Genomic DNA, 12,167 nt, shown 5'->3' with positions numbered 1-12,167 from the left:
TTCATTCTATCGAATACCGCATTCGGAAGAACAGGCATCATTTTTTGGGTTGAGGGTACGTTTTTTCGGGTCTTGCCGGCTTCTCAAGAAAATCAACGGACAGCCTACTTCGATAACTGGGCATAATGGAATCATGTCGTGCAATAGAAAGGAAGGGATATGCATGACGACGGAAATGGGTCATCCCTGTGTCATCTTGCCTGAAGAGCAAGCTCCAGAAAGTACTCAACATTGTGAACGTTGCGAACTATTCAAACAGCGGAATCGCATCATCTGGGGGGAAGGCAATCCGGAAAGCTCGCTGATGTTGATCCTTGATAATCCGGGAGCCCGGGAGGACCGGGAAGGAAATCCGTTCTTGTGCGGCACGCGGGAAACTCTCCAACTCGGGATGAGGGAAGCGGGGATGGATACCCACGCGGTTTATGTCACTTATTTGCTCAAACGCCGCCCAATCCGTGCTTACAATAAACCCGCGACCCGAGCGGCATGCCTTTCCCATCTGCAATTGCAGCTCCTTCAAAAGCAGCCATCGGTATTGTTCGGCTTTGGGAATGCCGTTGCGGCAGCATTGTTCCCGCAGCAGGAGAATGCCACCGTCAAAGAGTTGAGAGGGAACTGGCACAAGTTCGGGGGTATGCCGATCGGATTCACCTATCATCCGTTGGCAGTAAGAAGGAGGCCCAATTTACTAAGGTTTTTCGTCGAGGATTTGAAAGCTTTGAAGGAGAAGTGGGAGGAAAAAACAGCGCGGGAATAGCCATTCCCGATTCCCTCCGTGTTTTGGCCCAAAACCCTCCGAAAATCATCGGGAACACACTCAGCTTGTCTTATAGGGCTCTTGCATCGCGTATTCAAATTCAACAGGAGTTCGAATCAAGCCACGACACTCGTTTATGATGCAAGCGCTTGGAGCCGAGCTCCAAGCAGTCTTGGATTTTAAACCGCAAAAAAACCCCGGCAGATTCTGCCGGGGTTATCTTATAACTAAATAAAGTTGCGCGCAAAAAGACACTATGATATGATTAAAGAACTGTCAATGTCTTTAAAATCACCATAGATATCCCATCTTATTTACACTTTAATCTTATCACAGGACATTGGGATTTGTCAAACATTCTTTTTTCACCAAATTCGAATGAAGGAGTGTGGCGGAAGATGATCAACGCGGAGGATTGGAAGCAGGAGCAGGAGCGGCTGGATGCGGTTACGGAAAAGCTGCAAGCGAGAATTGCCGAACTGGAGCCGGAAGTGGTCGGGCTGCATGGTCAGGTGACGGACATCCGCAAACAGTTTTGGGAGGAGGTCACCGTCAACACAAGCACGGACGAAGACTTTGAAGAGACCTTCTATAGTATCCGGCAGCAGGAAGCTTTGTTGTCCGAGCGGGAGCGGAGCCACCGGCTGCGCGTGCAGCAATGGAAAAACATGAAACGGCTGCTGCCGTCACCTTATTTTGGACGCATCGACTTCCATGAAGATGGCTTGAGTTTTACCGAGCAAATCTATATTGGCGTGTCCTCCTTCGTCGATTCGGACGGCATGAGTTTTCTGATTTATGACTGGCGTACGCCGGTTGCGAGCATGTATTACGATTATTCCCCGGGAGAAGCCGGGTACGATACGCCGGTTGGACACGTCTCCGGCAAGATGAAGCTGAAACGGCAGTATCAGATTCGCGAGGGCAAATTGCAGAACGTGTTCGACACGAGCCTGACGATCGGCGACGAACTGCTGCAACAGGTGCTCGGCAAGGGCGCGGACAATCAGATGAAAAGCATCGTCGCGACGATCCAAAAGGAGCAAAACGCCATTATCCGCGAGGACAAAAGCCGGATGCTCATCGTGCAGGGGGCGGCCGGAAGCGGGAAGACCTCGGCGGCGCTGCAGCGGGTAGCGTACCTGCTGTATAAACACCGCGAGCGGCTCAAAGCCGATCAAATCGTTCTGTTTTCGCCGAATCCGATGTTTAACAGCTATGTTTCGACCGTTCTCCCCGAGCTCGGCGAAGAAAACATGCAGCAGACGACGTTCCAGGAATACCTTGACTACTGGTTTGGCAGAACGTTTCGCCTGGAAGATCCTTTCGATCAAATGGAATATTTGCTTACGGAACAATCGGCGCAAGGGTACGAGGCCCGGTTAAAAGGGATCCAATACAAGGCATCCGTCGACTTCCTTCATGCCCTTCAACATTATGCCCATTGGTTGGAGCGGGAGGGCATGCTGTTCACAAGCATTCGCTTTCGGGACCGCGATCTGATCACCGCGAAGCAAATGAAATCCAAGTTTTACGGCTATGACCCTTCCATCCGCATGACCAACCGCATTGCAATGCTGCAGGAATGGCTGCTGCGCGAGCTGGCTTCGCTGGAGAGCAAGGAGCGGGAGGCGCTTTGGGTGCAGGAGGAGCTTGATTACCTCGACAAAGATCAATACGCCGAAGCATATCAACAACTGCACAAAGAGAGAGGCGTTTTTGACTTCGCCGAGCAATATGAAGAAGTCCGTGAAAGACTGCAAGGCGAGCGCAGGCCGGATGAAGGCGACTTCGACTACGCCGATCGGGAGGAACAACTGCTGCGGCGGATGATCGTAAAAGAGCAATTTAAACCGCTCAAGCGAAGCGTGAAGCGGATGTTGTTTATTGATATGGTAGGGTTGTACCTTCAACTGTTCGAAAATGATGATGCATTTAAAACGATGACGGATGCAGCCGAAATCCCTTCACTTTGGACGGAAATTTGCGGGCAGACCAGGGATAAGCTTGAACGGCATGAGCTGTTCTATGAGGATGCGACGCCGTACCTGTATTTGAAAGAGCTTATCGAAGGCGTCCGCACAAACACCGAAATCCGGCATGTATTCGTCGACGAGGGCCAGGATTATTCGATGTTTCAATATGAATTCCTTAAAAGGTTGTTTCCCCGTGCCCGCATGACGGTGCTCGGCGATTTCGGTCAGGCCATTTTTGCCCAGTCGACGGAGCTGCACGGCGAGGATTCGCCGCTCATCGGGCTTTATGGCGAATCCGAAACGACCCTCTTTCGCCTGGTTCGCAGTTACCGGTCAACCAAGGAAATCGTGGAATTCACGAAACCTGTGCTGCCGAACGCAGGGGAAATCGTGCCGTTTGAACGAAGCGGCAGGAAACCGCTCCTCTCTAAGGTAGAGAGCGGGGAGAAGCGGGTGAAGCGGATTGCCGAGCACCTTGCAGTTCTTCAAGAGGAGGGCTTTACCTCCATCGGGATCGTTACGAAGACGGCAGCCGAAAGCAAGGAAGCTTTTGATCTTTTGACGTCGCAGGGGTGCCACGGGCTGAAGCTTGTGACGAAGAATACGCCCAACTTCGAGAAGGGGACGCTGATTCTCCCCGTCTATCTCGCCAAGGGCGTTGAATTCGATGCCGTTCTTATCTACGACGCCTCTTCGCAGACGTATCATCGGGAAAGTGAGCGCAAGCTGTTTTATACGGCATGCACGCGTGCCATGCACCGGCTTCTGCTTTTTGCAGAAGGAGAGTGGACGCCGTTCATTCAAGGGGCGGATCCGTCCTTGTATGAGGTGGAGCAATAAGAGCGTGGGTGTGGCGGGCACCAACGTTCAATTCGGTGTATGACCCGTGCGGGAGCGACAACGTTGATTGCATATATGCCGAAAATGACGTATTGATGTGACAAGGAACAAGAAACAACCTTTGCTGACTTGACGGTCGGCAAAGGTTGTTTTCGTACGGTTCAAATGGACCCGTAATCCGTAAATCCTGTACTACGAACGGGGTGCATTTGAATGTGACGGATTGGACATATGAACGGTCAATCGAACGAACGGTTAGCTCGGACAAAATGCACGGCGGTTGTGAATCATCCCGGTAAGGCATTGGTTTGGCGGTAAGGAGCCAGCACCAAAGCCTTCAGGTTTTTTTCCTGGTGTTGGTCAAGACCAAGAAACACTGCGGAATAACAGACACCGTCTTGCTTCCACAAATAGAGGGTTCGGCTTTTTATTTTCGACGGTTCGGAATAGTAGGGCTTAAAGTAGACGTGTTTGTTGTCGGCGTAAGCCGAAATTTCAACGCCATTGATTTGCAGCTTACGAAGGTATGCAAGCTTGTCCGTGTCCAAAAGGGGCGTCTTGCTCTGGTAAAACCAAAGTTCGTCGTTCAGATCGTAAATGGTGGAATTGTACGGTGGACGATAAATGTTCCACAGCGCATCCGCCGATTGCCTGAACGCGTACCCGGTGTTTTGATCGTTCGTCCGCAACAAAATCGAATTGCTCAACGTAAACTGCGTATCCGGCAAATCGGTCGGGAACTTCAACGGAACGCCTAGGATATTTTTCGCTGCGTTCAAATCCGTTTCGTCATACAGAGGAAATGAATTTCCCTCGCCATCGTAACGAACATGCCGGGTTTGCTGCGGGAATACGAAGGATAGCACGACTTGCGCCAGTTCTTCATGCGTGAGGATCCCGCCACGGCGCTGGATTCTTTCTTTCGAGGCGTCGTTTTCGGCATAGTAATTGATTGCATACGTGACGCCGCCATCCTGCCATACGAAACTCCTGGCTCCTCCCGGCTTGCGCTCGGAGCCCTGCGTCTTCGAGAATAACATGCCTTTGACGTGGCCGATCGCAACGTCCTCTTGAAGGAAAGGAGGTGTCGTTGTTGCTTGTCGGATGCGCGGGGCTCCCCACAGCGAACCGTGCTCCAGCATACTGCCTTTCCCTTTGACCGCCAGCATTTCGACGATTTGTTCGTTTTTGCTACCGAATTGGGACACGAATCGGATGGAGACGACATCAAGCAGATCCGTCCTGTCGGCATTCGAAAAGGACTTGCTCAAATCGATATTCTCAAGTTGGTAACCTTTGGGGAGGTAATCCGGAACTTTAAAATCAAACCCGGCAAAATTGCTCGCCCGATCGAGGCTGTGGAACCATTTAAACAAGTCGTCATTTAATCTTTTTATCTTAAACGAGGCGTTTTCGGTCTTGGAAACCGCTTTGGTATCCATGGCATCCTTACCTGGGCCGGTGCTTTTCCCCGTTCCCGTTCCTTTTGACAACCACGCGGCGCAGAGCGCCAGTATCAGGAGGAATGCGGCGGCTGGTATCCAATATTTGGCCTTTCTGAATTTAGGGATGGTGGTAACCCTCCTTTTCGATTCATTTTTACTCCCCACGGTAAAATAACGCTCCCAAGCTTATTCAGGTTACAGATAAATCCTTTTGGCTTCTTCTCCAAAAAACTCGACCACGTTCTTATACTCGGTAATATTGATGCCGCTTTGCCTCATGATTTTCTGAAGAAAGATGGTATCGGCAAAGATCTTGTTGATGATCGCTTTGCATAAAGCCGGAGTATCTTTGAAAAAGTCCACCAGATCATTCATTTCGTCGAACTTAAAATATAGGATGTAACAAACGTAATTTTGCAGCAAGGTGCTGAAGCAATGATCCTGATATGGAGTCGGGCGATTGGCGGAGAGAAAGTCCTTCATGATGCCAAATAATATCGTTTTATTTTCGGAGTAAATTTGCATCAAAACATCAACGTCATTGACCAGTCGCAGCACGTCCCCCAGACCTTCTTCCGTCGGCATGGACAACTTGGCCGATTTACCCTCTATGGCCTTCAACAGCTCCATAGTGAGATTTTTACAGGCCTGTATTTCATGCGGGAATATGCCTATTTGACCCCTGTACTTGTCGAAGTTCGCGATGTAGTAATCGTGGTATGCGGAAAAATAGCGCTCTACATTGATATCGGTTTTCGTATGAACCAAATCTTGCCCGCGAAAGGAAAAAGCGTATAGGGTCTCCTCATTCACCGGGTGCGCGTAAAGGTAAAAAAAGAAGAAAAAATCCCTTAATTGTTGTTTCTGTTCATCCTTCAACCGGGCGGCATCCGACACTTGCGTTAGCTGAAAAAAGCAATAGTTCTTCATAAAATCGTTCATTGCGTTATACGGATTGAGTTGGGCAATGGATGTCGTCGCGTTGATGGTAAACAACAGATAATATAAGATCAGTTCGTCATATACATCCAGTTGTGAAAAGGAATCCGAGAGCACGGGCCTCCAGTCCGGGTTCAGGGCATAATTGGGGTCTCTCGGCTGCAACTCGTACATCCACTCCGCAAAAGACTCATGTTTATGATCGGCGAAAACCAATTCCGCCCTGTCGTCTTCGCAGCGGCAGTACGCGAAGGGGGCCGTTTGAACGGACGGCAATCCTCTGTTGAATTTTACGTTTAAGTATTCGTGATATAGAAATTGAAGGTTCATCAGCGATATCCCCGGTTCTTATAGGTGCTGGCCGGACAATTGCCGGATCTTCTTCTATTCGACATACGGCTGAGGGTTCCTCCCCGTTCCGTCCTTATTCAAAACCAACCCCTTTCTCCGCCTGCCGGGGTAAAGCTTCGGTTTTTGATGTTTTCTCAAGGTTTTACCGCCCATTTTCAGCTTCATCCGTGTAATCGGCTTGTAAATGGCATATAACAATCATTTAATAGTCCATAAAATAGTGATATACTAAGATCAGGTTATCATTCATCCTGAAAAGATGTGTGCCGATTCGTACTCTGATTTCTGTGAGAGCGCCTACATCTTTTCTTCAAATACTAGCGTGTAAGGGCGGTAAAGATGAGTAACAGACAAACCGAAACAGACGTTATTTTAATTGGTGCCGGAATCATGAGTGCGACATTGGGGACTTTGCTGAAAGAATTAGCACCGGACTGGAAAATTACAGTGTTTGAAAAGCTGGCCAGCGCAGGAGAGGAAAGCTCTAACGAATGGAATAACGCGGGGACGGGGCATGCTGCACTGTGCGAACTGAACTACACGGCCGAAAAACCGGACGGATCCATAGATATTAGCAAAGCAATCGTCGTTAACGAGCATTTTCAAGTTTCCATGCAGTTTTGGTCTTATCTTGTAAACAGCAATCTGATTCGCAATCCGCAGGATTTTATCATGCCATTGCCTCACATGAGTTTAGTACAAGGTGAAAAAGATGTAGCCTTTTTGAAAAAACGTTTTGAAACGATGTCCAAAAACCCTCTGTTCCAAGGGATGGAATTTTCCGATGATCCGAAAAAACTGATGGAATGGATTCCGCTCATTATGAAGGACCGGACATCCAACGAACCGATCGCAGCGACCAAAATGGACTCCGGAACGGACGTCAACTTTGGCGCTTTAACGCGCATGCTGTTCGAACACTTAAAAACCAAAAACGTCGATATCCATTACAAACATAGCGTTGATGATATTAAACGCACCGGCGACGGCGCGTGGGAATTGAAAATAAAGAATGCCAGCGGTACAGTCGAACGCCATAAGGCCAAGTTCGTCTTTATCGGAGGCGGCGGGGGAAGCCTTCCTTTGCTGCAAAAATCCGGCATTCCGGAAGGAAAGCATATCGGAGGATTCCCGATCAGCGGCCTATTCATGGTGTGCAACAATCCGAAGGTTGTGGCGCAGCATCATGCCAAGGTATACGGCAAAGCGAAGGTCGGCGCGCCTCCGATGTCTGTGCCGCATCTGGACACGAGATTTATCGACAATAAAAAATCGCTGCTTTTTGGACCGTTTGCCGGCTTCTCGCCGAAGTTCCTAAAAACCGGGTCCATGTTTGATTTGATAGGCTCTGTAAAGCCGAATAATCTGTTGACGATGCTGGCCGCAGGCGCAAAAAACCTTGGGTTGACGAAATACCTGATCCAGCAATTGATGTTATCGAAAGAAAAACGCATGGAAGAGCTGCGGGAATTTATCCCGAACGCCAAAAGCGAAGATTGGGATATGCTGGTCGCCGGCCAGCGCGTGCAGGTCATTAAAGATACGCCTGCCGGCAAAGGAACGCTTCAATTTGGTACGGAAGTGGTGAGTGCCGCCGACGGGTCGATCGCCGCATTGCTCGGAGCCTCGCCGGGTGCTTCGACCGCCGTTTCCGTCATGCTTGAGGTCATCGAAAAATGCTTCCCGCAACATTTAAAAGCGTGGGAACCGAAAATAAAAGAGATGATTCCTTCTTTTGGCTTGCAGCTGGTGGAGCATCCGGAGCTTATCCATGAGATTCGGACTTCGACGGCGCGGACGCTTGGCCTAAAGAAACTGAAATCCGTTATGTAGCAATGCAATAACAAAATAAAAGGAACTTAACCGGCCTTTATCCTGGACTTTAGGGAATGAAAGGCCGTTTTGTTTTGCCTGCAATTTTTTGCAGGCGCCGGAAAGAAAAAAGGATCCTCGCACCGCATTCCGCCGAAGACTGTATAATAAAGGGAAGAAGTGGACATCAAAAAAGCGATAAGGCAGCAGCGTTATACATGCCACAAAAATAAGGAGAGTCTATGACAACACATAACGAAACAGGATGGAACTTCGACAATAGCTATGCCCGCCTGCCGGAATCGTTTTTTTCCCGGATCGAGCCGGCTCCCGTGCGCTCGCCGAAGCTGGCCATTCTTAATCATTCGCTGGCGGAGACGCTCGGTTTAAACGTTCAGGCGCTGCAAAGCGAGGCCGGTGTGGCTGTGCTGGCCGGGAATCAAGTGCCGGAAGGGGCGGCACCGCTTGCCCAAGCTTATGCGGGTCATCAATTCGGATATTTTAACATGTTAGGGGACGGCCGGGCCTTGCTGCTGGGGGAACAGATCACGCCTCTAGGCGACAGAATGGACATCCAGCTGAAGGGTTCGGGCAGAACGCCATACTCTCGCGGCGGGGATGGGCGTGCCGCACTTGGACCGATGCTGCGCGAATACATCATCAGCGAAGCGATGCATGCGCTAGGCATCCCAACCACCCGCAGCCTTGCCGTGGTGACGACGGGGCAGCCCATCACCCGCGAAAGGGAGCTTCCGGGGGCCGTACTGACGCGCGTAGCTGCCAGCCATATTCGCGTCGGAACCTATCAGTATGCAGCGCATTTCGGCACCACCGAAAATCTTCGCGTTCTTGCCGACTATACCATCGAGCGCCATTATCCGGACATCGAAGCGGGCGGGAACCGATATCTTGCGCTGCTTGCTGAAGTGATCAAACGCCAGGCTTCGCTTATAGCCAACTGGCAGCTTGTCGGCTTCATTCACGGCGTGATGAACACCGACAACATGACCGTTAGCGGCGAAACGATCGATTACGGTCCTTGCGCTTTCATGGATGTCTATAATCCTGCCACGGTGTTCAGCTCCATTGATTCGCAAGGCCGTTATGCGTACGGCAATCAGCCGTACATCGGCGGGTGGAACCTTGCGCGGTTCGCCGAAACGTTGTTGCCGCTGTTGCATGAGGATCAGGAACGGGCCGTCGAAATGGCCCAGAAGGAAATTTCCGGTTACATGGATTTGTACGAAGCGAATTGGCTTTCAGGCATGAGAGCCAAGCTGGGGATTTTTAACGAAGAAGAACAAGATAAAAAACTGTTTGAGGATCTTCTGGATGTGATGGAAACTTACCGTGCGGACTATACCAACACTTTCCGGTCATTAACCATGGGCGCCATCGCAGATACGGAACTGTTTAAGGCTCCCGAGTTCACGGAGTGGCATGAGCGTTGGAAGGCGAGACGCGGCAGGCAGCAGGAATCGGAGGCATCCTCGAAGCAGTTGATGCAAAAGAGCAATCCTGCCGTCATCCCGCGGAATCACCGGGTCGAGGAAGCGCTGGAAGCCGCAACGGAACGGGGCGACTTTGGCGTGATGGAGCGTCTGCTCGCTGCTTTATCTGACCCCTACGCGTACGCCGCCGAACAGGAGGAATACTGCACGGTGCCTACGTCGGCAAAACCTTACCGCACTTATTGCGGGACGTGATCGAGTCCGATTTTCTGCGGTAAGACTCGCAAGCTGAACCATACCCCAAGCGACGCAGCGGGGCAGCGAGATTTGAGGTTCGATCATCGGCGTTAAGGAATGGAATGCGATGCCCGAGGAAAATCAATCATTAACCAAAAAAAGCAAGATGCCCTTTCATAAGTCCGGACATCTTGCTTTTATTGTTCCATCATGGGATACGCCGGTGTTAACCGATTTCAATCATCTTCAACAAGCCGCCATTGAGCAGTGGCAGCCCGTTTTAAATGTTTTAAGGGAATGGTTGTTTTTCGGGGTTAAGGATGATCTTTGCGATAGAGGTCGCGGCTTTTATAACCGGCCTGAAGAATCGCCTTCATCTCTTCCCGGCGTTTGGCTTGGGTTGCCTCCTGCTTGGCGCTATAAACATAACGCGCCCAATCTTTTTGGTACCCCTGGGTAAGCGATTGGTAAAATGCAAGCAGCTCCGGCGCATCTTCCAAATCTTTTTCCACGCGCGGAATCATCGAAATGTAATCGTCCACGCGCTGGCTTGGCCGGGAAGCGGCTTGTTCTTTTCCTTTTCCTTTGCCTTTGCCTTTGGCCTCCTGCTTGAAGCCGACAACCGTAAAAACCTCATCCAGTCCGACCATGCGCGCAAATTTGATGCCGCTGTCCCCGATGTATCCTTCTTCGTCGCTTCCCAAGCCCGGAAACAGTTCATCGCGGTGGATGAATGTGGGATATACTTTGTTCCCCTTCTTGGGATAGGCGGCAAAAAGATAGCCGTTGCTTTGGAGAAGTTTCCGCTCGATTACGCGGTTTACCAGTTCCTTTAAAGATTCCAGATCCAGCACGAAAGCAAATATAAGATCGTACGCGTTCTCCGTAAGCGCCGTATCATAGCCGTTCAACTCCGCAAAATAATCCATTCCTTTCGGCTGGTTCAAAATCGCTACATGCTCGTACTTTTGCAAGCCAAGCTTTTCTACGATAGATTTAGACATTGAATTTCATCTCCTGCCTTTGTTCGGATGTCCTTTGAATCCATTATAGCCTGTTTCGGCGGCGAACATGAACCTGTACAATCGCGATCCAATTTTAGAAAATTGATGCCTGATTTTCGGCGGACGGCCCGGAGCCTGTAGACTATAATAAGAAACAGAATCCAAGCGTTGAAAGCCGACCGGGGGGGGCGGAATGATTAAAGCCGAGCTCAAACAAAAATATTATCAGGCGTTGATTGAAAAAAATTCCGAATATGAGGGTCTGTTTTACGTCGGGGTCAAAACAACCGGCGTATTTTGCCGCCCGACCTGCCCGGCGAGAAAGCCGAAATTCGAGAACTGTGAATTTTTCGAGACGGCCAAGGAGGCGCTGTTGGCTTCCTTTCGCCCTTGCAAACGATGTCGCCCCCTATCCCACCCGAATCATGTCCCGGAGACCGTCCGAATGCTGGTGGAGGCCATTGAGGCGAACCCGGAAAAGCGGTGGAAGGAGAGGGATTTTGAATATTTGTCGATCGATGCTTCGACGGCGCGCCGCCAATTCAAAAAACGGTTTGGCATGACTTTCGTTGAATACGCGCGGGCAAGACGCATCGGGATGGCCATGAAACAAATCAGGGAGGGTGAGAACGTGATCGATGCACAGCTTTCGGCCAGTTACGAATCAAGCAGCGGATTCAGGGACGCGTTTTCCCGCATTATGGGCGCGGCTCCAAGCCAGCTCGGAAACGGCCAAGTTCTAAAGGCGGAATGGCTGGATACGAGACTGGGGCCCATGGTTGCCATTGCGGGCGACGAAGCGCTTTATCTATTGGAATTCGTGGACCGAAAGGGGCTTGAGCGTGAAATTGAAAGGCTTAGGCAAAAAACAAAATGCGCCATCATCCCTGGTTCCGCTGGTCCGATCCGGTCGATCGCGGAGGAGCTTCATGCCTATTTTGACGGGAAGTCAAAAGAATTCAAGACGCCTGTCCATTACCTCGGAACGCCTTTTCAAAAGTCCGTGTGGGATGAACTGCGGAGCATCCCGGCCGGCGAAACCCGGTCTTACGCCGAACTGGCGGCTGCGGTCGGAAAACCGTCGGCCTTTCGCGCCGTTGCCCAAGCCAACGGGATGAACCAGCTTGCGATCATCGTGCCTTGTCATCGGGTCATCAACAGCGATGGCGGACTTGGCGGTTATGGCGGCGGCCTGACGCGCAAACAGTGGCTTATTAACCACGAAAAGCAAGGAAATTAAAACGCAAGCCACAATGTAGTAAGCATAAATCCTTACATGCAGGCGATATTTCGCCTGTTTTTGTTTTAATAGGACCCGGGCGTTTCTTTTCATATACGTCGCTATAAAGCTA

General features: G+C 50.5%; 8 protein-coding genes. 5 read left to right on the top strand and 3 right to left on the bottom strand.

Going from position 1 to position 12,167, the window contains the following annotated elements:
- Positions 1 to 163: 163 nt before the first annotated feature.
- Entirely contained in the window at positions 164 to 760 is a 597-nt protein-coding gene (locus GQY55_RS16435; protein WP_160042959.1) for a uracil-DNA glycosylase, read from the top strand.
- A gap of 398 nt (positions 761 to 1,158) precedes the next feature.
- On the top strand, positions 1,159 to 3,576 hold the full coding sequence (helD, locus tag GQY55_RS16430; protein ID WP_160042958.1) for an RNA polymerase recycling motor HelD: 2,418 nt from the start codon (positions 1,159 to 1,161) through the stop codon (positions 3,574 to 3,576).
- Positions 3,577 to 3,863: 287 nt separating this feature from the next.
- Here helD and GQY55_RS16425 read toward each other — a convergent pair whose 3' ends face one another.
- Positions 3,864 to 5,069, bottom strand: coding sequence for a peptidase M56 (locus GQY55_RS16425; protein WP_236575659.1), 1,206 nt, complete (start codon positions 5,067 to 5,069; stop codon positions 3,864 to 3,866).
- 147 nt (positions 5,070 to 5,216) lie between these two features.
- Complete coding sequence (locus tag GQY55_RS16420) at positions 5,217 to 6,290, bottom strand: hypothetical protein (RefSeq protein ID WP_160042956.1); 1,074 nt, start codon at positions 6,288 to 6,290, stop codon at positions 5,217 to 5,219.
- Positions 6,291 to 6,650: 360 nt separating this feature from the next.
- On the opposite strand from GQY55_RS16420, the gene GQY55_RS16415 reads away from it, so the two are divergent.
- Together GQY55_RS16415 and GQY55_RS16410 are read left to right on the top strand one after the other, a co-directional pair.
- Positions 6,651 to 8,144, top strand: coding sequence for a malate:quinone oxidoreductase (locus tag GQY55_RS16415; protein ID WP_160042955.1), 1,494 nt, complete (start codon positions 6,651 to 6,653; stop codon positions 8,142 to 8,144).
- 221 nt (positions 8,145 to 8,365) lie between these two features.
- Positions 8,366 to 9,829: a protein adenylyltransferase SelO gene (locus tag GQY55_RS16410; RefSeq protein WP_160042954.1), complete on the top strand. Its 1,464-nt coding sequence runs from the start codon at positions 8,366 to 8,368 to the stop codon at positions 9,827 to 9,829.
- A gap of 296 nt (positions 9,830 to 10,125) precedes the next feature.
- On the opposite strand, the gene GQY55_RS16405 is transcribed toward GQY55_RS16410, so the two are convergent.
- Positions 10,126 to 10,815 carry a YdeI/OmpD-associated family protein gene (locus tag GQY55_RS16405; RefSeq protein ID WP_160042953.1) on the bottom strand — a complete coding sequence of 230 codons (690 nt, stop codon included), beginning with the start codon at positions 10,813 to 10,815 and terminating at the stop codon, positions 10,126 to 10,128.
- Positions 10,816 to 11,008: 193 nt separating this feature from the next.
- On the opposite strand from GQY55_RS16405, the gene GQY55_RS16400 reads away from it, so the two are divergent.
- Positions 11,009 to 12,055: a bifunctional transcriptional activator/DNA repair enzyme AdaA gene (locus GQY55_RS16400; RefSeq protein WP_160042952.1), complete on the top strand. Its 1,047-nt coding sequence runs from the start codon at positions 11,009 to 11,011 to the stop codon at positions 12,053 to 12,055.
- Positions 12,056 to 12,167 lie beyond the last annotated feature (112 nt).

It is taken from the genome of Paenibacillus sp. USDA918EY (assembly GCF_009870825.1).
Taxonomy (GTDB): domain Bacteria; phylum Bacillota; class Bacilli; order Paenibacillales; family Paenibacillaceae; genus Paenibacillus_AQ; species Paenibacillus_AQ albilobatus.
This window is presented reverse-complemented; position numbering and strand designations above follow the sequence as displayed.